Below are 24,573 nucleotides of genomic sequence, written 5' to 3' on the forward strand. Positions count from 1 at the left end.
AGTAACAGTGGCGGTAACATTGCTGCGCTATTTTGAAGCGCGCACCACACGGTGGGCATTCTGTCCGGTTTGGCGAACCAAAGGTTTCGACTAAAAGACCGCATCGCTTGTGAGGTCTGAATGTCTGCGAAACTTAAACCCGCCCCGATGATTGCGACCCTGTCGTCGGTTATCGCTTGCGCCTTGGCCCTTTCGGCTTGCGGGTCCGAGCCAGCTGCGGGACCAGCGCCCAAGAGCGGCCAGCCCGCACCGACCGATGCCGAGAAGGCACTGCTGCTGGCCAGCCTCCCCGCCCCGTACAATGCCGGTGATCTGGAGAATGGCCGTCGCGTCTTTGCCCGTTGCCGCTCCTGCCACACCATCACCGATGGCGGACCCAATATGACGGGCCCCAACCTCTATGGAGTCTTCGGTAGCGAGGTCGGCACCCACGAGAAGTTCCGCTATTCCGAAGCTCTGAAATCTGCCGACTTCGTCTGGGACGCCGAGAAGCTGAACCAGTGGCTGGAGCGCCCGGGCGACTTCTTGCCGGGCAATAAGATGAGCTTCGTCGGCATCGCTGCCGAGCAAGACCGCCGCGACGTCATCGCCTTCCTGAAGGTCGAAACGGGTTATGCGCCCGCTAAATAGCGTTCGGCCGAAGTCCTCAACTCGATAAAAAAGGCCGCCCGATACGGGCGGCCTTTCTTGTTAGTGACCGGGGGTCATGTCCGGTTCGCGACCCGCGCGACGCTCTTCGGCTTCCCACTCTTCGATGAGACGGGTGGTGTATTCCGGCGAACGCGTGAAGCGGGCCAGAACGCCATAGATCACCGGCACCACGAACAGGGTCAGCAGCGTGGCGAACAGAGCCCCACAGAAGATGACCGAGCCGATGGTCTGGCGGCTACCGGCACCTGCGCCCTGCCACAGCATCAGCGGCAAGGCACCGAAAGCCGCAGCCAGCGAGGTCATGACGATCGGACGCAGACGCAAGGCGGACGATTCGATGATCGCCTCGCGGATGGTTCTGCCCTGATCGCGCAACTGGTTTGCGAACTCGACGATCAGAATGCCGTTCTTGGCCGCGATACCAACCAGAATGATCAAGCCGATCTGGCTGTAGATATTCAGGCTGGAGCCGGTCATCAGCAGGCCGAACAGACCCCCTGCGGCGGCCAGCGGGACGGTCAGCATGATCACCGCCGGCGTGATCCAGCTTTCAAACTGAGCGGCCAGCACGAGGAAAACGAGCAGCAGGGCCAGGATGAAGGCCCACATAACGGCACCACCAGCCTCGGCCTGATCGCGTGCGGTGCCACCCCAGCGGATGTTGACGACGCCTTGAGGCTGCTTGGCCACTTCCTTGTTCAGGAACTCGACCGCATCCGAGATGGTCATGCCCGGACCGAGGTCCGCCGACAGAGTGATAGCGCGCTGGCGGTCCAGACGGCGACGGTCAGGCGTGTCGCCCGAGGTCTTGGTCTTCACCACCGACGACAGAGGCACCAACTGGCCGGAGCCTGATGCCACATACAGCCCTTCCAGATCCGCAACGCTGCGACGGTTGTCGCGGGCCGTTTGCAAGATCACATCGTATTCCTGACCGCCCTTGATGTAGGTGGTCGCACGGCGCGAACCAAACATGGTTTCCAGCGTGCGGCCGATTTGCTGGGTCGATACGCCCAGTGCAGCCGCCTGCTGCGGGTCCACATCCACCAGAACGCGTGGCGCGTTCGGCTCATAGTTCAGGCGCGGACGCGACAGACCGGGGTTTTCCTGCGCCGCCGCCAGAATAGGCTGAAGCCAGTTGTAAATCGGGCCATATTCGGCACCTGTGACGATCATTTCGACGGACTTGCCGCCACCACCGCCACCACCGCCACGCTGGAAGGCACCCGGCGTCGAGGCATTGACCTGCGCGCCAGTCTGGCCACGCAGGCGTCCGTTGATCTCTTGCGCGATCTCGGCAGCCGAGCGGTCACGTTCAGACCAGTCAGCGAGGTTCAGCACCACGTTGCCGGAGTTATACGATCCGCCACCGAAGCCCGGCGCGGTCAGCATGTAGTTATCGACCTCGCCGGCCTCACGGTATTCCTCGAGGATCGGCTCAAGGCCGAGCATGATGCCGCGGATGTAGTCGAAGCTCGCCCCTTCCGGGCCCGCAACACGGACCTGAACGCGACCGCGGTCTTCATCCGGCACCAGTTCGCTTGGCAGCAGGAAGGCCATGCCCACCGCGCCCGCACCGATCACAACAACCGCCGCGATCACGCCGCCAACCGCCAAAGGGCGACCGATCAGCATGTTCAACGAGTTTACGTAGGAGTTCTTGAGGCGGTCCATCGCACCATCGACGAAACGTCCGACCGCACCGACCGACGAGGTCGGACGCAGGATCTTGGACGCCAACATCGGCGAGAGGCTGAGCGCGAGGAAGGCCGAGAAGGCCACAGCCGCAGCAATCGCCGCCGCCAGCTCAACAAACAGACGACCGACATAGCCCGGCAGGAACATAAGCGGCGCAAACACCGACAGCAGCACGATCGTGGTCGCCACGACGGCGAAGAACACCTGACGGGTCCCGCGCTCTGCGGCGATCAGCGGCGGCTCGCCCTGATCCAGACGACGCTGGATGTTCTCGACCACCACAATGGCGTCGTCCACCACCAGACCGATCGCCAGCACGAGTGCAAGCAGGGTCAGAAGGTTCAGCGAGAAGCCCAGCGGGGCCAGAATGATAAAGGTCGCCAGCAGGCAGATCGGTGCCACCACCGACGGAATGATCGCGGCGCGCAGGCTGCCGAGGAAGATGAAGTTCACCAGCGCCACCAGCGCCATCGAGATGCCGATGGTCAGCCAGACTTCATCAATCGCGTGAGAGGTGAAGACCGAGTTGTCGGTGCCGACTTCCAGCGTCGTGCCTGCCGGAAGCGAGTCTCGCACCTCTTCCATCAGGGCGCGGGTGCCCTCCGAAATCTGCAGGTCGTTGGACTGGGCCTGACGGGTAATGGCCAGACCGATCTGGTCCACGCTGTTACCGCGGAACAGACGGCGATGCTCGACCGCACCCTCTTCAACACGGGCAATGTCACCCAGACGGGTCACATAGGTTGCCTGTCCGGCCAGAGTGCCGGCAGCGGTCGAAGCGGAGCCGCGCGTGCCGATAGGCAGGTTGGCGAAGTCTTCAGGGCGCGAGTAGTTACGCGCCACACGAACGGTATAGTCTTTCTGACTGGCCTCCAGCGAACCGGCCGGCAGTTCGACGTTCTGGCTCGACAGCGAGCTTTCAACGTCCTGCACCGTCAGACCGCGTGCGGCCATCGCCTGCGAGTCCAGCCAGATGCGCATGGCATAGGTCTGGTCACCAAAGATGTTGACCTGAGCCACACCCGGAACCGTCGCAAAGCGGTCCACCAGATAGCGGTCCGCATAGTCCGTCAGTTCCAGCCGGTTCAGCGTCGTCGAACGCAGGAACAGGATGATGATCGGCGAAGAGTCCGAGTCAGCCTTGGACACCGTCGGCGGATCGGCCTGATCGGGCAGACGACCCGTGACGCGCGAAATACGGTCGCGGACGTCGTTGGCGGCATCGTCGATATTACGATCGAGCGAGAACTCGATGTTGACGTTCGAGCGGCCGTCGCGGCTGGACGAGGTAATGCGCTCTACGCCCTGAATACCGGCAATCTGCTGCTCGATCGGTTCAGTAATCCGGCTCTCGATAACTTCGGCGGAGGCACCGGCATAGCTGGTGCTGACCGACACGACGGGCGGATCAACGTCAGGCAGTTCACGCACCGGCAGCAGGAAGAACGCCGCCACACCGATAACGCAAAGTACGATGGCACCGACCGCCGCAAAAATGGGGCGGCGGACCGAGAGGTCGGAAAGCATCATGGGCGGGCAGCCGCAGCAGGTGCTGCGCCCTTACCGCCGGCCGGACCGGCACCTTTGCCGCCGCCCTTGCCCGCTTCGCGCACCGGCGCGCCGGGCTGGATACGGTTCAGGCCGGATGCAACGATACGGTCATTGGCATTCAGACCCGAGATGATCTCGACATTACCGTTTTCAACCACGCCGGTTTGAACCTCGACGCGTTGGGCCATGGTGCCATCTTCACTACCGGCCAGACGGTACACGAACGCGCCGGCACCTTCGTACTGCACAGCAGCTTCCGGAACCGAGAGCGCTTCGCGTTGGCCGCGTTGCACAGCCACGCGCATCATCATGCCCGGACGAATGCGTCCACCGGGGTTCGGGAACTCGGCGCGAGCGGTAACCGCGCGGGTTTGCTCGTCAACGCGAACGTCCATCAGTGCGATGCGGCCCGAGAAGGTTTCACCGGAGAAGGCGTCTGCCGTTGCCGTCAGCGGCGTACCGGCACGCAGGTTCGACAAGAAGCGCTCGGGCACAGCGAAGTCCACACGGACAGCGCTCATGTCATCCAGCGTGGTGATAACGGTGCCGGGGCTGATGAGCGTACCGGCGGTAACGGTGCTGAGACCCAGAACGCCCGCGAACGGAGCGCGCAGAACGCGGTCGCCACGGCGCGCCTCGGCGGCGGAAACGGCAGCGCGTGCCGTGGCCAGCGCCGTCTCGGCTTGTTCAGCCAGAACGCGAGGAGCGACACCGCGCTCGGCGAGGATCTTGTAGCGGTCGTATTCGCGTTGAGCCTGCGTGAGTTCGGCGCGAGCGGTAATGATGGCGGCGTCTTCTTCACGCGCCTGTAGTTCCACCAGAGGCGTTCCGACGGCGACTTGCTGACCGTCACGGAACAGCACGCGGGTCACCAGCTCTGACGTCGAGGAGGTGATGTTGACCGAACGCAGGCTGCGCGCCACGCCCAGCACCTTCAACTCGTCCGAGAAGCTGCGCGCGACGGGGCTGGTCACTTCGACCTCCTGCCCGCCACGGCTACCGCGACCGCCGGAACCACCGGGCCCGCCAGGGGCGTCGTTACCGCCCAGGGTGATCTTCAAAAGAGCGGCGACAAGCATCAGCGCCACGACGGCACCGGCCAAAATAATGAAAAAATGGCGCTTAAACACGCTCGAAACTCTCCCCGACAGTCTGCGGTTTCGCATAGCGCCTTTGAGCGGTGGCGCAAATGAAACTCATTTAACGCAGCGCAGGGAGTATTCCGTCGATTAAAATCGTCGCCACAATGCCACAATAGGCCCGTCGCCGGCATTCACCTTGCGGCCTGCAACGGTGGACCGCCAGCCGAACTGGGCAGACCAGTTATCCCAGTGGCGAATCGAACTGATTTCGGCGGTCAGCCAGCGCGCCCCGACCTCGTTCTGTTCGGCCTCGCCCTGACCGGCATAGACCTGAGCCATTATGGTGTAATGGCGGGCCATATGCATACCGGCGGTCGCCTCGATACGTGTTTCTGTAGGCAGCTCGTCGCGCCACCTGCGGGCGAGTTGAACCTCCACGAATTTGGAGCGCGACCCCACGAAGGTGTGGCCGGCGAGAAGGCGAAGATCGAACTCCTCGGCACCCTGACCGGGGGAACCCCACGCGGCATTGCGTCCATCGCTGTCTGTAACATAGGTCGCCTGTAGCGAGGCGACCGACGGTCCTTTCGAAAGGAACTGCCAGCGGCCGCCCAACTCGGTCGGTCCCATCCCCCTGAACGAGCGCATTCTATCATCAGCGTCCTGCCAGTCGGTTTTAAGCAGGACAGTCAGATTATCCGTCACTCCATACTCGGCCCAAAGCGACGCCACATGGTCCAGCCGCTCGTGATGAAGCCGCACCCTGTCGCCATCCTCGTCGAACCCGTGGATCGACCAGACCGGTTCGTATTTCACAATGGCCTGCCCCTGCCCCTTGGGCTGGTTCCAGGCTCCTGCAACGGCGCTGTGCGGCACAACCAGTGCCGCCGCCCCCAGCGTCAACGCCCCCAACACCCCCCGATGTTGCATTAGGCATCATATCCCGGCGACTTGCGATCCAACTGACGAAGAGCCCCCGGCCACGCGAGGCTGGACACCATGCCAATCGCCTCTCCCTGATGGCGTGTCTCTTCCTGCGCGGCATCGGGTGCATGCAGGACATTTTCGATGCCCGACGAAAGCGCCGCGACCTGTTGTGCGCAGGCCCGCTCGAGGAAGAAGATACGAACCCAGGCCGCAGCGGCAGTCTCACCAATAGCTAATGTGCCATGATTTCTAAGCAACATCATATGCTTGTCGCCCATATCTGCGACCAGGCGTTCGCGTTCGTCATGGTTCAGTGCCAGCCCCTCATAGCCGTGATAGGCGACGTCCGCCTGTAACAGGCAGGCGTTCTGGCTCAGCGGTAGAAGTCCGTGCTGCTGCGCCGCGACGCCCACCCCCGCGACCGTATGCAGGTGAATGACAAAATGGGCGTCGGGTTTCGCTGCATGCACAGCCGAATGGATGGTGAAGCCTGCCGGATTGATAAAGCTGTCCGTCTCCTGAACGATGTTCCCGTCCAGATCGACCTTCACCAGCGAGGACGCCGTGATCTCTTCAAAATAGAGGCCATAAGGGTTGATGAGGAAATGCGTCTGCGGCCCTGGAACGCGCGCGGAGATATGGGTGAAAATCATATCGTCCCAGCCGTGCAGCGCCACCAGTCGGTAAAGCGCAGCCAGTTCGACACGGGTACGCCACTCGGCTTCAGACACGCTATGGCGGATCGTTGAAACTGTGCCGTCTGCCATGATCTCCTCCCGTCGCATTATTTACACTGAACACTGTTCCGTAGGAGCGCTAGCGTCAACCCTCGCGCAGCTTTAGAGTTAACGGTGTTTTCACTGGCGAATCGTAGCGTAAATCCCTGAACCTTCGGAGTTTCGCGCGTTTGTCTTCACCCGACCTGCACCTTTCTGTCCCCTCTCGTTCCGAGGAGTGGGCGAAAGTTATTGCTGCCGTTCGGTCGCGCCCTGCGGCGGACCAGACCCGTCTGGTGATGGGTGTCGCAGACCTCTACTCGCGCCATGACGCTTCCCCGCCGCAACTGGGTAAGCTGGCCGCGATTTTCATCGAGCTGGTACGATCCGTCGAAGCCCAAGTGCGACAGGGATTGTCCGAGCGACTGGGCGCTACCGATTGGCTGCCACACGGACTGGTCCAGATGCTCGCCAGTGACGAAATCGCCATTGCCCGTCCGGTCATTTCGGCCAGTCCTCTATTGAACGACGCCGACCTTCTGCATCTGCTGGCTTCGGCCTCGACCGAACACCGGCTGCAGATCGCCCTGCGCCCTGATCTGGGTGCCGCAGTTTCCGAGGCGATACTGAATACCGACGAGACACTGTTACTGACTGCACTGGCGTCCAATGGATGTGCGCAGATGCCCGCAGACGGCATGATGCGCCTGGTCAACGCCTCGGAGCACATCATCAGCTTGCGACAGCCGTTGCTGGACCACCCTAATCTCACCGAGACGTTGGCCGAGAGACTTTATCTCTGGGTGGGCGATATCATGCAGCAAACCCTGTGTGAGCGTTTCCCGCATCATGCCGACCAACTGCGCTTGGCGGTTGATGACAGTGTTCGTGTACTGGCCGACGCCCGTGTCGCGCTCAAAATGCACGATACCGGTCGCCTGACACCGGCCAGCTTGCTGCGGTTCCTGCGCGAAGGTCGGCGCGGTCTATTCATGCAGGGGCTTTGTCTGCTGGCGGAAATCCGCACCGACGAAGCCGATGCAATCATCCGCCAGCCCAGCGCGCGGCAATTTTACCTCGTGTGTCTGGCAGCCGGTATTGATCGCGCAGCCTTCCCCGAAACGCTCGAAGGGTTGCGTCACGCGGGCGTGAGTGTCCCGCCACCCCTCATCGACACCGAATTACGCCTCGGAGAGCGGGATCGATATCAGGCCAAACTTGAGCTCAGAGCCCTGCTGGACAGCGTCGCACACGCTCACATTTTCCACTAAGTGACGGGTATCGTTTGACACTCGGTGAAAGCTCGGCTTGCCTGTGTTTGTGACTCAATCAACGCCCCTACCCTCCCTGCACTTTGTCGCCAGCGATCGCCCCGAGGCACGCGAGGCGTGCAAAGAACTGCAGGATCGGTACGGCATCGTGCCGCTGGAGCAGGCGGACGTGATTGTCGCGCTGGGTGGTGACGGCTTCATGCTGGAAACCCTTCACGCCAATCTGCGGGCTCGCAAGCCGGTCTACGGCATGAACTGGGGCTCGGTCGGCTTCCTGATGAACGACTATGCCATCGAAGGCCTGCCCGAGCGCGTGGCCGAGGCGGATCGTACCATCATCCACCCGCTGCAGATGGATGCATGGGCCCAGACGGGCGAAGTCCACAGCGGCCTCGCCATCAACGAGGTTTCGCTCCTGCGCCAAACCCGCCAGACCGCCAAGCTGCGAGTGACAGTTAACGACCGTGTGCGTTTGGAAGAACTGACCTGCGATGGATGTCTGGTCGCGACCCCGGCGGGTTCTACGGCATACAATCTCTCCGCACACGGGCCGATCATCCCTCTGGATGCGCCCAGTCTGGCTTTGACCCCGATCAGTGCCTTCCGCCCGCGCCGCTGGCGTGGTGCCCTGCTGTCCCACACGGCACGCGTCCGTTTCGAAGTTCTGGAAGCCGAAAAGCGTCCGGTTTCCGCCACTGCGGATAATTTCGAAGTGCGCAACGTTAAGGCCGTCGAAGTGCGCGAACGCCGTGACATCAGTCTCGTTATGATGTTCGACGCTGGCCGTACCTATGAAGAACGTGTGCTGGCCGAGCAGTTCGCCGGTTAAGCTTAGAGAAAATCTTAAGCGTAAGCGTTCAGGTTACGACGCCTATAGAACTGTAAGGACTGCTCCCCGTGTCCCAACCGCCTGAAATGATCCGACGCCCAAACACCTTGCGCACCAAGCTGGGTGGCGGATTTGGCGGAATTGATGCCGCAGCGGTCGCCCGCGCCGAAGAGGCCCTGAAAGCCCTGTCGTCACAGTTCGACCAGTGGCTGCAGGACGAGATCACCAAGCTGGACGCTGCCGAAGCCGTCATTCGCAATGAAGGCTTTACCGAAAAGGCTGCTGAAGGCCTTTATCTGCGCGCGCACGATCTCAAGGGCCTGGGCACCACCTATCAGTACCCACTGGTCACCCGCATTGCTGGGAGCCTGTGCCGGTTGATGGATGATCCTGTCCAACGCATGAAGTCGCCTTGGCCGCTGATCGAAGCCCATACCAATGCTATTCGCGCCGTCGTGCGCGATGGCATTCAGGATGAAAACCATCCTGTCGGTGTCGAACTGGCGACCGCACTAGAAGCCGAGGTTCGCGCCCTGGGGCTTTAAGCCACGCGGGCCTTGAGTGCGACGGTGTCCGCAGACGGCACCATGTCCAACCGCTCCATCAGATAATCCAGATCAGCACGGCCAATGGTGTGCATCTGGGTCATGAACCGTTCCAGCATGCGCTGACGGAACGACTCCGCATCCAGATTTGCCCCTTCGGCCTGAATGGCGCGCCACGTATCGACGCCCGAGCGGAAGGCCGCAAACAGGCGCGGCGGCAAGCCCGCGCGATCATAGATCGCTCGCAAGCCCAGCGGCCCCGCGTCATGGATCATCAACCACGCGCGGTGATGGGGCACCTGTGCCAATATCGACAGCCCGTGCTCGAACAGGGCCATCTGCCCACGCGCAACGGCGCGCAGCAGTAAGGATGCATTCAGCGCCTTGCGTGCATAAAGCCCGCGCACAAACTCCGGCAGGTTCTCGGCCCGTATCGACTCATCTATCAGGTCCAGCGTGGCCCGTTCGCGGGCGAAATCCGACAGACGGACCGCCGTATTCAACGGCACCTGATGGCGCTGAACGAGGTGGTGTTTGACCTGTTCGGTTGCCAGCACGACCAGACGATCGACAATGGACGGCGGCAAAATATTTCGATGTGCCAGCAGGTTGATCGTCTCGGCATCATGCCCAAAGCGGTCAATCGCGATGCCCATGGCACGCTCCGACACGTCGGCATTGTCGTTGGCCGATAAGGCGCGGACAGCCTCGACCACCGCCTCGGAGGCAATCACCTCCGCCACATCGCGGCTGAGGGCCGGGCGCGAGGCGACGGCCACCTGCACATGGGTGCGCCCTGCCCGCACAATGGCCATAAGGTCTTCGTCAGAAAATAACGGCGACTGGCTAATCAGCGGGATAGCAATCGTTTCGACATCCCCCACCAAACGCATCGCCACGTCGTGGGGCATCAGGTCAGACGACCTCAGTGTGATGACCAATGCCCGCCGCACCAGTTCCGCGACATCGCGCGAGAGGAAGGTGATGATTTTCCGGGCCGCCGCGCGCTCTTCCTCGCTGAGCTCCAGCTTGAGCATGCTGCGACACAGTTTGTGGGTGGCAGTTGCACGTTCTTCTTCGACCTCTGACCGTATCAGAAGCTTCAGATCACTATCGCTGAGCGCGAGGGAGCCACTGTTCATGATACCGCTCTCGGACGGAAGGATGGGAGTCTTAACCCAAGCCTAGCCATAACGACGTTAAGCGGTCGTTACGATTTGATACAGATATCAAACGTAATGCGATTGTCCCGATTCGGAACAGTCAGTTCTTTACAGCTTCACTGAACGCGCCGCCAAAGTGCGAGCCCTCGCCTTGGCTCAGCAGCAGGGACAGTAGGCCCTGGTCCTGTTTCAGCCGATCCATACGCGCGGCCAACGCCATATCCTTGGCACCCATAGCCGGCGCGGCAGGTTTTGCGTCGGGCAGGACGGGCGTCGATCCACCGGCCGTGCTTTGGAGGTTGGCATACACCTCGGCCACCGTCGCAGGGCGTCCCTGACGATAGAAGATCGAGCGGTTGGACGCAGCAGCCTCGGGGAACAGGTTGACCGCATTGCCGTTGGGGGACGACCGCATCGCCTCCATCAGCTTCGCAGCCCCTGCGGGACCAAGGAAGTGCGCGGCATAGAGATCACCGCCGTTCGGCGTCATCCCTGTCCTGCCCCGCAAATAGGCGGCATTGGAGGCTGTCAGCTCGCCTGCCATGACAGAGGCCGCCTGCGGATCACAGCGAAGGTCCAGCACCACATTGCGGGCCGATCCCCTCACCTGCCAACGGCCGTCATTGCCCTGATAGATCAGGTCCGCGTACTGGCCATAGCCATGCTTGGCACCGTGCTGTTTGACGGTCGCAAGCCACGTCTGCTCGATGAACTGGAACAGGCCGGAAGCCGACGAAGTGCGGGCCTTGGCGTCAGGGTTGAACCCGCTTTCACGACGCGCCGTCTTCATCAGGAAATCGAAGTCGACCCCTGTTGAGGCAGAGGCGCGCCGGATGGCCGCCTCTACGCCTGATGAAGATGGAATCGCTCTGACGCTCATAGGTCAACGGTCGCTAACCAAGGTTAACAGAACCCTAACACAGGACCTCGTGCATTAACGAATCAGTATCATCCAGACCAAGGTCGGACACTTGTCCACAAAACGACGTAATTTGAGATGCACCTTTGCCATAGGGCCCGGGGGGGCCTGCGATTGGAGGCGCAGATCATGATGATGATGACACGTGCCGCTGGCGGAGCCGATCTATCCGCCCTGTTGGGTCCACGGCCGACGACCATGTCGTCGCGCAAGACGTGGATCGCCGTGCTCTCGGTGGCCCTTGCGGCCCATCTGGGGGCGGGTTTGTTCCTGTATCACCAGAAGTTCGAACTTGCTGCCACGGCACCAACCGCACGGGAGGTACCGCCGACGGTCGTGGTTCTGGAGCGTCCCATCATCAAGCCCGAGGTAAAGCCGGACACGCCTGCGCCCGCAGCAGCGCCGCCGCTGCACTGGCCCGATAATGTCATCGAGACAGACGTCCCGCCCTTGGTCGCGACGCCGTCGCCCGTAACCACGCCGGATACGGGGCCGGTGTTCACGATCACCGAACCGGCCGCCAGCACCACGCCGGGTGACGCCGTTGCGCCGCCCAGCCCGCCTCGCGCCCCCTCGGTGATCAACAACCCCGACTGGATCAAGCGCCCTACGGCAGACCAGTTGATGCGGGCCTATCCCGCCGCGGCCCTCGACCAGGGGCTGGCCGGCAGCGCGACGCTGAACTGCTCGGTGCGGGTCGATGGTACGCTCAACGACTGTCAGGTCAGCAACGAGACGCCCGAGCGCAAAGGCTTTGGCCGTGCTGCGCTCAGCCTGTCCCGTCAGTTTCGTATGAGCCCGCGCACAGTGGACGGAGCGCCGGTTGACGGTGCCCGCGTCGCTGTCGCTATCCGCTTCAATGTGACGGATTAAAAGGTCCGCGAGGGATCGAGGGCTGCCTCCGGAAGGGACAGTCCCTCGAGACCGGCCACCACCTGCCCCGCCACCAGCGGAGCCAGCAACCACCCATTACGGCGGGGTGCCAACGCCACGTGCAGCCCCCGGGCAACCGGACCCGCCATGGGCATGCCATCCGGCGATGCGCCCCGAATGCCTGCTCGCCATTCCATGTCGATCTCGACAGGCTCATGACCCAGCAGCGCCCATGCCGCGTTCGTCATCTGCTCGCAGAGCTGCGCATCGGTCGCGACCTCCCGAACGCCTGTTTCCATGGTCGCGCCGACCACCGATCCGCCTTCATAGGAGCCTGCGTTTACCGGAGCGATATAGGCCCCCGGTCCGCGAATGACATGATCGGCCAGACGCTCGTGCGTAATACCGATCTGGCCGCGCACGGGGATAATCTTGCTAATGAGCGCCGTCAGCACCTCGGGCATGCCATCAATGGCAGCCGCCGCGCCCGTAGCAACCACCACATGCGGTGCGGTGATGGAGCCTGCACCAAAATCCACAGTCCAGACATCGTTTTCGAAACGCACGGCCTTCGCCGTCGCATTAATCCGCTCAACGCCTTGGGACAGAACGGCGAGTGCCGCCTCGGGGTCCAGTTTGGCGTCCTCTTCGGTCACGATCCACTGGTGGTCGGGCAGATAGGTGTATTCAAACTCGTTGTTCTCCAGCGAGGTTGCCAGTCTGTCGGCACCCTCGCCGCGCCATTCGGCGGGCATGTGCTGGAGATGGATACCCGTGCGCGTCGCAAAGTCCGCCCATAGCACGCGGCTGCGTTTCAGAATGGCGGACTGCTCGCGTGACAAGCCGTCGATGGCCGTTTCCATGGCCGGAGCAATCATGCCGGCAGCAATGGCCGAGGCCGCGCCACCCTCGGGCGCAACCACAGTCACCTTATAACCGGCAAGGCGTAGTTCCGCCGCCGTCGCGAGGCCAAACGCACCTGCACCAAGGACGACAACATCAGACGAAGCGGAGGGAGAATTGATAAGGGGCACGGGCTGTCATTCGACCTCCCGCGCCCCGATTTCAAGCCGTTTTTTAGTCGGACTTATTCCGCAGCCATGCGCGAGGCGCGGGCCTCTTCCAGACGCTTCGTCAGCGCAGCGTGCTGATCCCACAGGGCCTTGGGCAGGCGATCACCGAACTTCTCGTAGAAGGACGGGATCAGGCTGGCTTCCTCGGTCCAGACGTCGGCGTCGACGTCCAGCAGGGTCGAGAGCTGGGCTTCGGTCAATTCCAGACCCGACAGGTCCAGACCCTCGCGGCTAGGCACGCGGCCAACGGCGGTGTCCACGGCGGCACCCTTGCCTTCCAGACGCTCGACGATCCATTTCAGAACGCGGGCGTTGTCGCCAAACCCCGGCCAGACGAACTTGCCGTTCTCGTCCTTGCGGAACCAGTTGACGAAGAAGAAGCGCGGCAGCTTCGAAGCGTCCGGAGCCGAAGCGCCGACCTTGAGCCAGTGCGCGAAATAGTCGCCCATGTTGTAGCCGCAGAACGGCAGCATGGCGAACGGGTCGCGGCGCAGCTCGCCGACCTTGTTTTCAGCCGCAGCCGTGCCTTCCGAGGCAACAGTCGAGCCGAGGAACACGCCGTGCTCCCAGTCAAAGGCTTCGGTAACGAGCGGCACAGCCGAGGCGCGACGACCACCGAACAGAATGGCGTCGATCGGCACGCCAGCCGGATCTTCCCATTCGGGGGCGATTGACGGGCATTGACCGGCCCACACAGCAAAGCGGGCGTTCGGGTGGGCGGCAGGCTCGCCCGAGGCCGGGTCGTGCGGCTGGCCCTTCCAGTTGGTCATGCCTTCCGGCACTTCCTTGGTCAGACCTTCCCACCACACGTCGTTGTCGGCGGTCAGGGCGACGTTGGTGAAGATGGTGTCTTTCACCAGAGTTTCGAGCGCATTTTTGTTGGTGTTGCGGCTGGTGCCCGGTGCCACGCCGAAGAAGCCCGCTTCCGGATTCACGGCATACAGACGACCGTCTTGGCCGAAACGCATCCAGGCGATGTCATCACCGACCGTCTCGGCCTTCCAGCCGTCCAGCGCCGGTTGCAGCATGGCAAGGTTCGTCTTGCCGCATGCCGACGGGAATGCGGCCGCAACGTACTTCACGACACCTTCCGGCGAGGTCAGCTTCAGGATGAGCATGTGCTCGGCCAACCACCCCTCGTCACGTGCCATGATCGAGGCGATACGAAGGGCGTAGCACTTCTTGCCCAGAAGAGCGTTGCCGCCATAGCCCGAGCCGTAGGACCAGATTTCGCGCGTTTCAGGATAGTGGACGATCCACTTGTCGTCGTTGCACGGCCAGGCGACGTCGGCCTGACCTTCGGCCAGAGGTGCGCCCAGCGTGTGCACAGCCGGAACAAACACGCCGTCGGTGCCCAGCTGCTCCAGAGCGCCCTTGCCCATGCGGGTCATGACGCCCATCGACAGGGCCACATAGCCGCTGTCGGTGATTTCAACGCCCAGAGCCGAGATGTGCGAGCCCAGCGGGCCCATGCAGAACGGCACCACATACATGGTGCGGCCCTTCATGCAGCCGTCGAACAGCTTCTCCATGCGGTCACGCATTTCAACCGGATCGGCCCAGTTGTTGGTCGGACCGGCGTCGGCCTCTTCTTCCGAGCAGATAAAGGTGCGGCTTTCGACGCGGGCGACGTCCTTGGGATCGGAGGCAGCGTAATAGCACCCCGGACGCTTGGTCTGGTCCAGCTCTTTCAGCGTGCCCTTTTCGATCAGGTCGGCAATGATCTGCTGCTTTTCAGCTTCAGACCCATCGCACCATTGAACGCGATCCGGCTTGGTCAGGGTTGCGATCTGCTCCACCCAGGCGACAAGGCCCTGATGTTGCGTCGGGGCCGGGAAAAGGCCGGGGATCGATTGGCTCACGTCTGCTCTCCTGAGTCCTTACCGTCGTCCGTACTCGACGACGGATCGCGTGCTGGATCACGCATAGTTACGGGCGAAATGGCCTGTCAGCGACGCAAGGTCAACCTTCATAACGCCATTCCGCATTGCAGCAATTTCCGTAGGTTGTGCCGGATTTTATTTTCTCGAATGGGCTTAGAGATTTAGCGCCCCAACCGACAGGTACGCCTCCCTATTTGCGACTGTGGATTGAGTGCACGCTCCGCACGGCGGAGTGTCCGATAGTCGGCAGAGGCCAAACCCGCGTTCGACCGCACAGATTCGCTGCGCTCGGGACTATAGACGCGGGCCAACAACCGCTATCTTCGGCCCATGCAAACGATGGATAATCTGGTCGCGACGCCACAGGGCGCTCTGACATCTCCGGCAGCACAGCGTAACGCCGACGCAATCCTGCAGCGTCTGAGGCCCCACCTTCCGGCCAAGGGACGTGTGCTGGAGATTGCTTCCGGGTCGGGCCAGCACGCCGTCCATTTCGCAAAAGCCCTGCCAGACATTGATTGGCAGCCTTCCGATCCCAGTGCAGAAGCCCGCGAGAGTATCGACCTTTGGGCTAAGGCCAGCGCACTGCCCAACCTGCGGCCTGCCATGGCGCTGGACATGCTGGACCAGAGCCGATGGCCGCAAGATTCCTACGATGCCATCGTCTGCATCAACATGGTCCACATTAGCCCGTGGGCCACGACCGAAGGATTGATGCAGCTGGCCGAGCGGACTTTGCCGCGCGGGGGCTTGCTCTATTTGTACGGCCCCTATCTGGAGGAGAAGGTACCCCTGGCTCCGTCCAATGCAGCCTTCGATGCCAGTCTGAAATCGCGCAACCCCGAATGGGGCCTACGTGACCGCGCTCACGTCTCGGCACTGGCCAAACAGCACGGACTGCTCCCGACCTTGCGGGCCGAAATGCCTGCAAACAACATCAGCCTGATGTTCCGCCGCTTCTGACGCTTTCTTTACGGTGCTGCACGGCTTAAACAGCCCGCCCTGACAGGAGACCCCCATGGCCTTTACCCGCACCTACGACGGCGACGAACCGGTTCGCATCAACAAGTGGCTGGGCCAGTCGGGCGTCTGCTCGCGCCGCGAGGCCGAAGCCCTGATCGCCGAGGGCTATGTCACCATCGACGGCGAACAAGTTACCGACGCGGGCCGCAAGATCGAAAAGGGCCAGACGCTGGTCCTGAACAATGATGCCGAAGAAGCCCTTCAGGCGGGCGTCACCATCATGCTGCACAAGCCGGTCGGCTATGTCTCGGGTCAGCCCGAGCCGGGCAAGATTCCGGCTGTTCGTCTGCTGTCGTTCAAGAACCGGGCGGACGAAGGCTATATCCCGCGCCGTGATGAATCCCTGCCGCCGATTGGGCGACTGGACGAGGACTCGCGCGGTCTGCTCCTGGTGTCGTCGGACGGCGTCGTCGCCAAGGCCGTGATCGGGCCGGAGTCAGATCTCGACAAGGAATATCTGGTCCGCGTGTCAGGGGACATCACCGCCAGCAAGCTGGACAGGTTGCGCAATGGTCTGGAACTGGATGGCCGTCGCCTGCGCCCTGCCAAGGTGACGCTTATCCGGGGTCAGGACCTGAAGTTCATCCTGAAAGAAGGCCGCAAGCGCCAGATCCGCCGTATGTGCGAACTTGTTGGCCTGGAGGTCGTGGACCTGTTCCGCACCCGCATCGGCCCGCTGCATCTGGGCACCCTGCCCGAAGGCAAATGGCGTCACATTACCCCCGAGGAACGTGACGCCCTGATCAAAGCCAGCGTCGCCTAGATCGTCAGCTCTGCGCTGATTTTTACCAGCCGCTCCAACTCGGCCACATGGGCCTTGAACGCCTTTTTGCCGCTCAGGGTCATGGATAGCCACGTCCGCTGTCGACCTTCAAAGGGGGCTTTGCGCACGGCGACATAACCGGCCTCTTCCAGCGCCTTCACGTGTTTGGATAGGACAGAGTCCGAGACCTTGATGGCATCGCGCACCACCGCGAACTCGGCCTCTGCTGCCGACAGGATGGCGCAAATCTGCAGCCGTCCCGGCGCGTGGATCAAAGGATCAAATACGGGCGCTGTCATTTCAGATCCCTCACGTCTTTGCGGTACAGGGCCATCCACACCCGCATGCCGACCAGACCCAGCACGGCGGCAACAATCCCGCAGACGATCGGCACCCAGATGATGTCCTGCACGCGGCCATACCAGACGCTGATGGCCATCAACCCGAGCAGCAGGCCTGCCAGTCCGAACGCAGCCCAACGGGCACGCTTGGGGCCGTAGCCGTTAACCCACATGCCAGTCTCGGCCTGCCATTTGCGCATGATGAGGACGAGGATGGCGATAGCGACTGCCGTGCAGGCCACGCCAATGGTGGTGCCCAGCCCCTGCCCTGCGACCAGCAGTCCACAGGCCGCCGCATAGCCGGCGTCATACCACCAGGGCCAATAGTCCATCTTGCCGAGCGCCTGCTCGCGCGTCTCGCGGATGCTGTTCAGAGCCTCCATCGCGCCAGCGCCGTCAAACTTTTCATGGTCGTTAGTCATCAGCGTTTCCTCACTTTCCATACTGGAAAATGACACCGACTTTCCAACTTGGCAAGTCGTAACTTTCCAAAGTGGAAAATTACGTTACAGCAAAACCCAGTTATGTTGAGGGTATTTACGCCAGAGCTTCAAACCAACGTTGCAGCATCACCGTCTCGGCACGCTGGGCGGCGGCGCGGGCAGCGGCTTCTTCGTCAATGCCCCAACGCTCTTCGGTGAAGGCCTCGTCCAAGCGAGACAGATCATAGGCAACCTCGCCCGTCAGCTTTCCCTGTTGCAGGGCCAGACCCAGCACGGCTGAACCCAGCAGCGGCACCGCCATAGCCAGACCCGACAGGTGGAAATGGTCCAGCGACAGAGCCAGCGACTTCACCTTGTCCAGCGAGGCCTGATCCTGTGGTTGATGGACGATGCCCTGAACCGGGACCAGACGGATGCCGTGCTCGTCCTCGGCCCATTTACGCCATGCGCCCCACTCGCGCTCCTGACGCTCGATCAGGGATTGCGGGGCTTCGGCGAGATAGCAGGTCAGGTCGTTACCGGCATAGGCGGTGATCTCGTCGGCCACCGCCTCCATTACCTCGACCACGCGATCGATCGCGGTCGAGGCTAGACGGGTGGCAGGCATGGTGCCCGGTTCAAGGAACTCGCCCTGCGCGTCCCATTCTGCGGCCACCAGTTTCGCCGCAGCCTCGGTGGGCAGGACCAGCTTGCGGTGCGCAGGGGTTTTCGGCGTGCGACCATCCAGAACCACCGCCCAGCCCTCTTCGGTTTGAACGACGCCCGCTTCTTTCCAGAAGCGTTTGATACGCTCTTCGGATTCCTTGAAGCCTTTACGGGCGGCGACGTTCGGGTCCAGCGGTGGGATATGGCTCATGGTCTTAACTCGGTTCTCAGGCCGCGAGGGCCGTTGAGGCAAAGCGGTTCAACGCCGCCTGCAAATCTTGGAAATCATCGGCAACGTGAACGGCACCTGCCGCCAGTTGCTCTTCGACGGTGTGGAAGCCCCAGCCGACGCCCTGCCCCGCCACCTTGGCGTTCACGGCCATCAGCATGTCGTGGCTGGTATCCCCGATCATAACCGTTCTGGCCGCGCAGGCACCATTGCGGTGCATCGCCGCCAGCAGCATCGACGGATCAGGCTTGCCCGGACCATCGGACGCACAGTGCGCCGACAAGAACAGGTCGCCCCACTCCGGACGGGCCAGATTGCGCGCCACGCCACGGCTGTTTTGTCCGGTCGCAATGGCCAGCTTCCAGCCGTCCTTCTTCAACTGGCGCAGGGTCGGCATTACGCCATCGTACAGCGGCTCTTCGTGGCCCGCTTCATAACGGTCGCGGAAGCTCTTTTGGAAGGCGGCAACGAACTCGGCCAGTTCGGCCATGGTCAGTTGCGGCTCCAGCGTGTGCAGCGCCTTGTCCAGCGTCAGACCCACAATCTGGCGCACGCGGTCATAGCTCGGCTCGGGCAGGCCCAGAGCCTTGGCTGCCTCGCACGCGCCGATGTGGATCGAGCTACGGCTGTCGACCAGCGTCCCGTCGACATCGAATACAGCCAGCGGGGCATCGGAAGCGGTCATACGGTCAAGCACTCAGACAGGGATCAGATCGAAGGCGATGGTCAGCCGGTGCCGCTCGTCTTCGAACGGCAGGGTTCCATGCCACATACAGGACGGAAACAACACCAGCTTGCCCGGTTCCGGCTTTTCGACCTTTAGCGGTTCAAGCGGCGTCTGCATCCGATATGGGGGCACGCCAAAGCCGATCCAACCCTCGGTCCCGCCGCGATCCACCGCCGTTGGCAGATCAATGTAGCAGGCCGACGACAGCCAACCGTTGGAGTGGATATGCGCTTCGTGGAAGCCACCCGACTGCAACCGCACCGACCAGCAGCCGACGATCCGGTAATCACCCGTATTGCGGCTTCGCACGGCATCGCTGCCTGTACCCATCGCCGCGAGATGGCGACGGATCGGACCGTCGATGGCCTCGAAGAAGGCCTGAATGACGGGATCGTCGACACGGCGCAGATCCACGGGCGTTTGCGAGCCGTGCCGCAAACTTTGGCCGATGGGGTGGCGCGAGAAACTGTGCTGCGCCTCCAACGCCTTGGTCAGGTCCGCCAGATAGTCCGAAAGCGTGTCCCAACCCTGTGGAGCGTCGATCGTCATGCCGCGGATCAAACCATCGGCATCGTCCAGTCCTGTGGGATTGGGACGCCCCGCCATGCGCATCGCCGTGGCGTGGATGGCCAGAGTGGCTTGGTCGTGACCCGCCACGCGGACCAGTTGATCCATGATGGCAACCGCGTCTTCGGCCTGTCCGCTGACCAAGTGGCATTTGGCCACAGCCGTCCAGGCCGGAAGGTCGTTGGGAACGATCTGCGTCGCCGTCACAGCGTGGGCCATGGCCCGCTCGACATCGAAATCCAGCGCAAGGTGCGATGCGGCGACCTCGACGGCGGCGTCTCGCAGTGCGGCCTTGGTCCTTCTGGCAACCAGATCGTCGTAAACAGCTTTGGGATCAACACCGACATAGGCGTTGAAAACCGCCAGCGCGCGCAGCAACGGCGAACTGGCCGGAAACTGCTCCAGCGCCTGCTCGAACGGCTCACGCGCCGCCTCGACGGCACCGCCTGTCATCCAGATCTGCTGGGCAAGTTCATTGACCGCTTCGACGTAGTCGGGCTTTAGGCTCAGTACCTGACGATAGGCGTCGATGGCTTCATCGGCCTTGGCTTGGGCCTGAAGCGCGCGGGCCAGCACCAGCCAAGTCTCGGGCGAGTTACCACCCAATGCTATGGCCTTACGGGCGCTTGCTTCGGCATCGGCCTGTTTTCCAGCATCGCCCAGAACAGAGCCGAGATTATGATGCGCCACCACCGAGGCGGGCTTTTCGGCCACCTGCTGGCGACGCAGCGTCACCAGCCCGTCAAAGTCCTGACAGGCCCGCAGCAGGCCGATTTCCAGTTCACGAAGCGCGGCGCGATCCGCCGACGACGCGGCCTGCACCAAGGCCAGCGCCTCGCTGATCTGCCCCTCGCGGGCCAGCGACTGGGCCGTCTGGCCGCGCTCCTGAACCGAAATCTGCTTCACGACGCCTTCTCCCCCGAGGTACGTCCTTAGCGCATGCGTTTGACGTTGGCGAAGATGTCCTCGTCGGCATCCTGCTCGGTAAAGCCAAAGTGCTCGAAGCCAGCGCGCATCTCGGGGCTGATCGGTGCCTCGACGATCAACTTGCCGCCGTTGGGGTGATCCAGCTCGATACGACGGGCGTGAAGCTGAAGCTTCAGATTGCCCGACAGAGCGTTGGACTTCTCGTCACCGTATTTCGGGTCGCCAAGGATCGGGTGGCCAATGGCTGCCATGTGGGCGCGAAGCTGGTGCGTGCGGCCCGTAAACGGACGCAGCGCCATGAAGGCGGCACGGTGTGCAGCGCGGCTGATGGTGATGAAGGCGGTCTCGGCGGTCTCGGCGTTGGCATCCTTGGGATTGGCCGGACGCATGATCTCGAAATCGTTGATGCCTGACTTCTTCAGCGGGATATCGATCTGGCCTTCGCTAGGCTTGGGGTTGCCGATGACGATGGCCCAATAGGTCTTTTTGGCCTGACGACGGGCGAAGGCACCGGCCAGACGCTTGGCAGCTTCCGGTCCCTTGCCCAGTAGAAGAACGCCCGAGGTGTCTCGGTCGAGGCGATGCACCAGACGCGGACGGTCCATGCCCTCGCCCCATGCCGACAGCAGACGGTCGACGTGCTTGGTCGTCTTGGTGCCACCCTGACAAGCCAGACCAACCGGCTTGTTCAGCGCGATGACCATCTTGTCTTCATAGATGACCAGAGACTTGGCGTAGTCGATATCGCGCTGGGTCAGCACTTCGCGCTCGCCCGGTGCGCGGACAATAGCTTCGGGGATCGGCGGCACGCGCACAGCAGCACCGGCCGTCAGGCGAGCCTCGGGCTTAACGCGGCTGCCGTCCACGCGGATGTTGCCTGCGCGAGCCATCTTCTGGACCTGAATGTGCGACAGGTGCGGCCAGCGGCGTTTGAACCAGCGGTCCAGACGGATGCCGTCTTCGTCCTCGGCAACATAGAGGGTTTGTGCTTCGCGGCTCATCCGAAAACCTTACGCATGACAGTCAAGCCGATGAACACGGCGACCGTCGAAAGAAAAACTGAAGCGAGCGCGTAACCCAAAGCCATGGCTATCTCGCGGCGCTCAAGCAAATTGACCAGTTCGAGCGAGAACGCCGAAAAGGTCGTGAACCCGCCCAATACTCCGACAACGGCAAAAAGGCGAATGCTCTCGCTGTTCGCGGACCCTTTAAATGCAATCCAGCCGGTAATCAGGCCGATCAGCAGTCCGCCGACCAGGTTGGCGCCGAACGTGCCCCACGGCCACGCGGTCGCGCCCAGCCAGCGGCTGGCGGCCAAGCCCGTGCCATAGCGCGCCATCGCGCCCATAGCGCCCCCTATTGCCACAATCAGGAATTGGATCATGGTGTGATCTAACGCTTCTAGCGGATTTTGCGAAGGGAGAGCCCATGCTGTCGCTGATCCTCGCGTGCCTTCACCACCTGACCCTGCTCGGCTTGATTGTAATTGTAGGCCGCCAAGCCGTTCTGCTCGAACAAACTCCGCTGCCCATCCTTCCGCTATCCAAGTTGGATAAGGGCGTGGGCATGGGGTCGGGCCTGATTCTCGTGATCGGACTGTCCCGTGTCATCTGGGGCGAAAAAGGCTGGCCTTTTACCAATCCAACCCCTTCTTCTGGGCAAAGATGGTGACCTTTTGCTGATCGGATTGTTGTCCATCGGGCCGACAGTAATGTTCGTCCGCTGGCACAAGCAGTCTGCCGCCAACACAACCTTCACCCCGCCCTTGAACGAGCTTCAGAAGTCCAAGAACTTCATTCGGGTCGAACTGGTGCTCGTTGGCTTCCTGTTCGTGTTCGCTGCCGCGATGGCTCGCTGGCCCTTCTAGGCTCTAGAGGCGATGTCCGATGGCTTCCAGCACGCCACGCGCCGAATAGGCTTCCGGGCTATCGGGCTTGGAGCCGCGTCCCATCACAACCTCCAGTGTCGTTGAGGTGGGCGACGGGCCGTTGAGGTTGAGGCCCACACCAACACCCACACCCGACGTCGACCATCCGCCGTAACGTCCGCTGCTTGCCCCGATGGAGACATTGGGACGCACACCGCCTGCGCTGTCGGGTCGTCCGTCAATCCAGCGCTGCGTGACCTCAAACCAGTCATAGCCGTTCTGGGTCGCCAGTTCGGCAGCGCGATAAAGCGCAAGGTCGGCCACCGGCCCCACCGCGCCGACACCCGAATAAGTCACGCGAAAGCGGTTACTCTCTATCTGTTGCTCGGAATAGCCCTGCCCCCGCGCCGCCATCTGCGGCCCATAGGGCGCGAGGCTGGCACAGGCTGTCAAAGCCAGCGCCGAGGCCGCCAGCACAGATACGGTCAGGCTCTTTTTTGAAAAGACAGACGTTATGGCGATCACTCCGAACAGATCATACGGACTCAGCGAATATGAAGTCCCATTGTTCCGATATGTGGGCTGAACGCCAGATGAAACCGCTTACAGCCCCGCTGCTGCCCGCAAGTCCGCGAAGTCCTTAGGCTCGGGCGCTTCGACCATCATGCGCTCGCCCAGCGGATGCGGGAAGGTCAGCTTGGCAGCATGTAGCATCAGGCGTGGCGCTCCACGCCCTGCGAAAGTCAGCGCACCGCCATAGCGGACATCACCGACCAATGGCCGTCCGATATGGGCCATGTGGACACGCAGCTGGTGCATACGGCCGGTCAGAGGTTCAAGTTCGACCACCGCGCCCTCATCGTTCGCAGTCAGCGTACGATAGCGGCTTTGCGAGGCCTGCGCGCCCTCGGCATCATCGGCGACGACGCGCATATAGGCTTCTCGGCCAATCTCCTCGCGACGCAGAGCGGCCTCGATCATCCCCTGCTTTGGCTCGGGAGCTGCAGAGATGATAGCGCGATAGGTCTTCTGGAATCTGCGATCCTGCATCGCCTTGCCGAGGAAGCTCGCCGCAGGTTTGGTCTTGGCGATCAGGATGACGCCCGAGGTGTCGCGGTCGAGGCGATGCACCAGTTCCGGACGCTTGCCATTGGAGCGTTTGAACGCCCACAGCAGGTCATCAAGCGTATGCGCCTGAATGCGCCCGCCCTGACTGGACAGGCCCGACGGCTTGTTCACCACCATGACATGCGAGTCCTGGAACAGGACCAGTGAACGCATGAAGGCGACGTCTTCGGGGGGCAGGTCTAGGGGCTGGCGCTTACTCATGGCGCGCTCTTAGCCCACCCGCCCCCGAAGGTCGATTAGCTTAGCGGATAATGCTGCGCGAACGGGCGAAGTGGGCATAGGCCGCCGAGGCTGCCGCCACGACGATCACAGCAATCGCGGCATACAGGGTACCGACGCCGAACACTTCGCGGCCATTGGTCATGACCTGCATGTAGATGGTGTTGGCGACAACGGCGATCAGGCTGGCGACAAAGGCGTTGAAGGCCAGCTTACGGCGGAGCAACAACATCAGCGCACCCAGCACGCCGGTCCAAACACCGACGCCGAACAGGACTTCCACCCACACCGGCTGGGCCTGCAGGAACTGCACCTGCTCCATGGTCATCTGCGCGTAATAGCTGCGGACCTTCATCGCCTGCATATACCACTGGGACGCGCCAAAGCCGTTCCAAATCAGGGTCAGGAGGCCTACGGCATACAGATGCCAAGGTGCTTTTGTATTGCCGTTCATGGTTCAACTCCCAGCCAGAAACCTGAGCGAGCCGTAGGGCAGCGCTCTGGGCTTGGCAA

27 protein-coding genes are annotated in these 24,573 nt (G+C 62.2%); 9 read left to right on the top strand and 18 right to left on the bottom strand.

Translation table 11 applies throughout. The features are described 5' to 3' along the window. Positions 1–120 precede the first annotated feature (120 nt). Entirely contained in the window at positions 121–630 is a 510-nt protein-coding gene (locus LOX95_RS09395) for a c-type cytochrome (protein WP_242914229.1), read from the top strand. A gap of 60 nt (positions 631–690) precedes the next feature. Here the strand turns inward: LOX95_RS09395 and LOX95_RS09400 are convergent, their stop codons facing one another. From LOX95_RS09400 to LOX95_RS09415, 4 genes are all read right to left on the bottom strand, one after another. Further along, a complete protein-coding gene (locus tag LOX95_RS09400) occupies positions 691–3,876 on the bottom strand; it encodes an efflux RND transporter permease subunit (protein ID WP_242914395.1) in 3,186 nt (1,061 codons plus the stop codon). After that, positions 3,876–5,030 carry an efflux RND transporter periplasmic adaptor subunit gene (locus LOX95_RS09405; RefSeq protein ID WP_242914230.1) on the bottom strand — a complete coding sequence of 385 codons (1,155 nt, stop codon included), beginning with the start codon at positions 5,028–5,030 and terminating at the stop codon, positions 3,876–3,878. Before LOX95_RS09405 ends, LOX95_RS09400 begins: the two co-directional genes overlap by 1 nt. 99 nt (positions 5,031–5,129) lie before the next feature. After that, positions 5,130–5,912 carry a hypothetical protein gene (locus tag LOX95_RS09410; RefSeq protein ID WP_242914231.1) on the bottom strand — a complete coding sequence of 261 codons (783 nt, stop codon included), beginning with the start codon at positions 5,910–5,912 and terminating at the stop codon, positions 5,130–5,132. Further along, a complete protein-coding gene (locus LOX95_RS09415; RefSeq protein ID WP_242914232.1) occupies positions 5,912–6,676 on the bottom strand; it encodes a class II aldolase/adducin family protein in 765 nt (254 codons plus the stop codon). The genes LOX95_RS09410 and LOX95_RS09415 overlap by 1 nt, the downstream gene beginning before the upstream one ends. Positions 6,677–6,816: 140 nt before the next feature. Here LOX95_RS09415 and LOX95_RS09420 point away from each other — a divergent pair, with 140 nt between their 5' ends. The 3 genes from LOX95_RS09420 (at position 6,817) to LOX95_RS09430 (ending at position 9,270) form a co-directional block, all read left to right on the top strand. Further along, positions 6,817–7,896, top strand: a complete 1,080-nt coding sequence (locus tag LOX95_RS09420; RefSeq protein ID WP_242914233.1) for a DUF2336 domain-containing protein — start codon at positions 6,817–6,819, stop codon at positions 7,894–7,896. 49 nt (positions 7,897–7,945) lie between these two features. Continuing rightward, the gene (locus tag LOX95_RS09425; RefSeq protein ID WP_242914234.1) at positions 7,946–8,725 is read left to right on the top strand and encodes an NAD kinase; all 780 of its coding nucleotides are present in this window, start codon (positions 7,946–7,948) and stop codon (positions 8,723–8,725) included. Between the two features lie 86 nt (positions 8,726–8,811). Continuing rightward, positions 8,812–9,270, top strand: coding sequence for an Hpt domain-containing protein (locus tag LOX95_RS09430; protein WP_242914235.1), 459 nt, complete (start codon positions 8,812–8,814; stop codon positions 9,268–9,270). Here the strand turns inward: LOX95_RS09430 and spbR are convergent. After that, positions 9,267–10,412, bottom strand: a complete 1,146-nt coding sequence (gene spbR / locus LOX95_RS09435; RefSeq protein ID WP_242914236.1) for a SpbR family protein — start codon at positions 10,410–10,412, stop codon at positions 9,267–9,269. The two genes, LOX95_RS09430 and spbR, sit on opposite strands and share 4 nt — an antisense overlap. 121 nt (positions 10,413–10,533) lie before the next feature. Next, positions 10,534–11,313 carry a transglycosylase SLT domain-containing protein gene (locus LOX95_RS09440; RefSeq protein ID WP_242914237.1) on the bottom strand — a complete coding sequence of 260 codons (780 nt, stop codon included), beginning with the start codon at positions 11,311–11,313 and terminating at the stop codon, positions 10,534–10,536. A 168-nt stretch (positions 11,314–11,481) separates the two neighbouring features. Between LOX95_RS09440 and LOX95_RS09445 the strand changes: the two genes are divergently transcribed. After that, entirely contained in the window at positions 11,482–12,225 is a 744-nt protein-coding gene (locus LOX95_RS09445) for a TonB family protein (RefSeq protein WP_242914238.1), read from the top strand. Here LOX95_RS09445 and LOX95_RS09450 read toward each other — a convergent pair. Together LOX95_RS09450 and LOX95_RS09455 are read right to left on the bottom strand one after the other, a co-directional pair. After that, the gene (locus tag LOX95_RS09450) at positions 12,222–13,259 is read right to left on the bottom strand and encodes an NAD(P)/FAD-dependent oxidoreductase (RefSeq protein ID WP_242914239.1); all 1,038 of its coding nucleotides are present in this window, start codon (positions 13,257–13,259) and stop codon (positions 12,222–12,224) included. The genes LOX95_RS09445 and LOX95_RS09450 overlap by 4 nt on opposite strands. Positions 13,260–13,312: 53 nt before the next feature. Further along, complete coding sequence (locus tag LOX95_RS09455) at positions 13,313–15,160, bottom strand: phosphoenolpyruvate carboxykinase (GTP) (RefSeq protein WP_242914240.1); 1,848 nt, start codon at positions 15,158–15,160, stop codon at positions 13,313–13,315. Between the two features lie 351 nt (positions 15,161–15,511). On the opposite strand from LOX95_RS09455, the gene LOX95_RS09460 reads away from it, so the two are divergent. Together LOX95_RS09460 and LOX95_RS09465 are read left to right on the top strand one after the other, a co-directional pair. After that, complete coding sequence (locus LOX95_RS09460) at positions 15,512–16,144, top strand: DUF938 domain-containing protein (protein WP_242914241.1); 633 nt, start codon at positions 15,512–15,514, stop codon at positions 16,142–16,144. 55 nt (positions 16,145–16,199) lie between these two features. After that, positions 16,200–16,967, top strand: a complete 768-nt coding sequence (locus LOX95_RS09465; protein WP_242914242.1) for a pseudouridine synthase — start codon at positions 16,200–16,202, stop codon at positions 16,965–16,967. Here LOX95_RS09465 and LOX95_RS09470 read toward each other — a convergent pair. The 7 genes from LOX95_RS09470 to crcB form a co-directional block, all read right to left on the bottom strand. Beyond that, positions 16,964–17,266 (bottom strand): winged helix-turn-helix domain-containing protein, encoded by a 303-nt coding sequence (locus LOX95_RS09470; protein WP_242914243.1) that lies wholly within the window; start codon positions 17,264–17,266, stop codon positions 16,964–16,966. The genes LOX95_RS09465 and LOX95_RS09470 overlap by 4 nt on opposite strands. Next, complete coding sequence (locus tag LOX95_RS09475; RefSeq protein ID WP_242914244.1) at positions 17,263–17,730, bottom strand: hypothetical protein; 468 nt, start codon at positions 17,728–17,730, stop codon at positions 17,263–17,265. The genes LOX95_RS09470 and LOX95_RS09475 overlap by 4 nt, the downstream gene beginning before the upstream one ends. A gap of 115 nt (positions 17,731–17,845) precedes the next feature. After that, the gene (locus LOX95_RS09480) at positions 17,846–18,607 is read right to left on the bottom strand and encodes an ATP12 family chaperone protein (RefSeq protein ID WP_242914245.1); all 762 of its coding nucleotides are present in this window, start codon (positions 18,605–18,607) and stop codon (positions 17,846–17,848) included. Positions 18,608–18,623: 16 nt separating this feature from the next. Next, positions 18,624–19,310: an HAD-IA family hydrolase gene (locus LOX95_RS09485; RefSeq protein WP_242914246.1), complete on the bottom strand. Its 687-nt coding sequence runs from the start codon at positions 19,308–19,310 to the stop codon at positions 18,624–18,626. Positions 19,311–19,322: 12 nt separating this feature from the next. Further along, entirely contained in the window at positions 19,323–20,825 is a 1,503-nt protein-coding gene (locus tag LOX95_RS09490) for a putative 2OG-Fe(II) oxygenase (protein WP_242914247.1), read from the bottom strand. Positions 20,826–20,851: 26 nt separating this feature from the next. Continuing rightward, positions 20,852–21,847 carry an RluA family pseudouridine synthase gene (locus LOX95_RS09495; protein WP_242914248.1) on the bottom strand — a complete coding sequence of 332 codons (996 nt, stop codon included), beginning with the start codon at positions 21,845–21,847 and terminating at the stop codon, positions 20,852–20,854. Beyond that, positions 21,844–22,230: a fluoride efflux transporter CrcB gene (crcB, locus tag LOX95_RS09500; protein ID WP_242914249.1), complete on the bottom strand. Its 387-nt coding sequence runs from the start codon at positions 22,228–22,230 to the stop codon at positions 21,844–21,846. Before crcB ends, LOX95_RS09495 begins: the two co-directional genes overlap by 4 nt. Before the next feature lie 44 nt (positions 22,231–22,274). On the opposite strand from crcB, the gene LOX95_RS09505 reads away from it, so the two are divergent. Both LOX95_RS09505 and LOX95_RS09510 read left to right on the top strand, forming a co-directional pair. Next, positions 22,275–22,517, top strand: coding sequence for a hypothetical protein (locus tag LOX95_RS09505; protein WP_242914250.1), 243 nt, complete (start codon positions 22,275–22,277; stop codon positions 22,515–22,517). Next, the gene (locus tag LOX95_RS09510; RefSeq protein WP_242914251.1) at positions 22,450–22,713 is read left to right on the top strand and encodes a DUF2214 family protein; all 264 of its coding nucleotides are present in this window, start codon (positions 22,450–22,452) and stop codon (positions 22,711–22,713) included. The genes LOX95_RS09505 and LOX95_RS09510 overlap by 68 nt, the downstream gene beginning before the upstream one ends. Positions 22,714–22,716: 3 nt before the next feature. On the opposite strand, the gene LOX95_RS09515 is transcribed toward LOX95_RS09510, so the two are convergent. From LOX95_RS09515 to LOX95_RS09525, 3 genes are all read right to left on the bottom strand, one after another. Further along, entirely contained in the window at positions 22,717–23,238 is a 522-nt protein-coding gene (locus tag LOX95_RS09515; protein WP_242914252.1) for a CC0125/CC1285 family lipoprotein, read from the bottom strand. A 78-nt stretch (positions 23,239–23,316) separates the two neighbouring features. Further along, on the bottom strand, positions 23,317–24,042 hold the full coding sequence (locus LOX95_RS09520; RefSeq protein WP_242914253.1) for an RluA family pseudouridine synthase: 726 nt from the start codon (positions 24,040–24,042) through the stop codon (positions 23,317–23,319). 40 nt (positions 24,043–24,082) lie between these two features. After that, positions 24,083–24,514, bottom strand: a complete 432-nt coding sequence (locus LOX95_RS09525) for a hypothetical protein (RefSeq protein ID WP_242914254.1) — start codon at positions 24,512–24,514, stop codon at positions 24,083–24,085. Positions 24,515–24,573 lie beyond the last annotated feature (59 nt).

Source organism: Brevundimonas pishanensis (assembly GCF_022750635.1).
GTDB lineage: Bacteria > Pseudomonadota > Alphaproteobacteria > Caulobacterales > Caulobacteraceae > Brevundimonas > Brevundimonas pishanensis.

Excerpts from the sequence above, each read along its gene's own strand:
- LOX95_RS09395 (WP_242914229.1), top strand. The coding sequence starts at position 121 with ATGTCTGCGAAACTTAAACCCGCCCCGATGATTGCGACCCTGTCGTCG.
- LOX95_RS09400 (WP_242914395.1), bottom strand. The coding sequence starts at position 3,876 with ATGCTTTCCGACCTCTCGGTCCGCCGCCCCATTTTTGCGGCGGTCGGT.
- LOX95_RS09410 (WP_242914231.1), bottom strand. The coding sequence starts at position 5,912 with ATGCAACATCGGGGGGTGTTGGGGGCGTTGACGCTGGGGGCGGCGGCA.
- LOX95_RS09415 (WP_242914232.1), bottom strand. The coding sequence starts at position 6,676 with ATGGCAGACGGCACAGTTTCAACGATCCGCCATAGCGTGTCTGAAGCC.
- LOX95_RS09430 (WP_242914235.1), top strand. The coding sequence starts at position 8,812 with ATGATCCGACGCCCAAACACCTTGCGCACCAAGCTGGGTGGCGGATTT.
- spbR (WP_242914236.1), bottom strand. The coding sequence starts at position 10,412 with ATGAACAGTGGCTCCCTCGCGCTCAGCGATAGTGATCTGAAGCTTCTG.
- LOX95_RS09440 (WP_242914237.1), bottom strand. The coding sequence starts at position 11,313 with ATGAGCGTCAGAGCGATTCCATCTTCATCAGGCGTAGAGGCGGCCATC.
- LOX95_RS09445 (WP_242914238.1), top strand. The coding sequence starts at position 11,482 with ATGATGATGATGACACGTGCCGCTGGCGGAGCCGATCTATCCGCCCTG.
- LOX95_RS09460 (WP_242914241.1), top strand. The coding sequence starts at position 15,512 with ATGCAAACGATGGATAATCTGGTCGCGACGCCACAGGGCGCTCTGACA.
- LOX95_RS09465 (WP_242914242.1), top strand. The coding sequence starts at position 16,200 with ATGGCCTTTACCCGCACCTACGACGGCGACGAACCGGTTCGCATCAAC.
- LOX95_RS09470 (WP_242914243.1), bottom strand. The coding sequence starts at position 17,266 with ATGACAGCGCCCGTATTTGATCCTTTGATCCACGCGCCGGGACGGCTG.
- LOX95_RS09475 (WP_242914244.1), bottom strand. The coding sequence starts at position 17,730 with ATGACTAACGACCATGAAAAGTTTGACGGCGCTGGCGCGATGGAGGCT.
- LOX95_RS09480 (WP_242914245.1), bottom strand. The coding sequence starts at position 18,607 with ATGAGCCATATCCCACCGCTGGACCCGAACGTCGCCGCCCGTAAAGGC.
- LOX95_RS09485 (WP_242914246.1), bottom strand. The coding sequence starts at position 19,310 with ATGACCGCTTCCGATGCCCCGCTGGCTGTATTCGATGTCGACGGGACG.
- LOX95_RS09495 (WP_242914248.1), bottom strand. The coding sequence starts at position 21,847 with ATGAGCCGCGAAGCACAAACCCTCTATGTTGCCGAGGACGAAGACGGC.
- crcB (WP_242914249.1), bottom strand. The coding sequence starts at position 22,230 with ATGATCCAATTCCTGATTGTGGCAATAGGGGGCGCTATGGGCGCGATG.
- LOX95_RS09505 (WP_242914250.1), top strand. The coding sequence starts at position 22,275 with ATGCTGTCGCTGATCCTCGCGTGCCTTCACCACCTGACCCTGCTCGGC.
- LOX95_RS09520 (WP_242914253.1), bottom strand. The coding sequence starts at position 24,042 with ATGAGTAAGCGCCAGCCCCTAGACCTGCCCCCCGAAGACGTCGCCTTC.
- LOX95_RS09525 (WP_242914254.1), bottom strand. The coding sequence starts at position 24,514 with ATGAACGGCAATACAAAAGCACCTTGGCATCTGTATGCCGTAGGCCTC.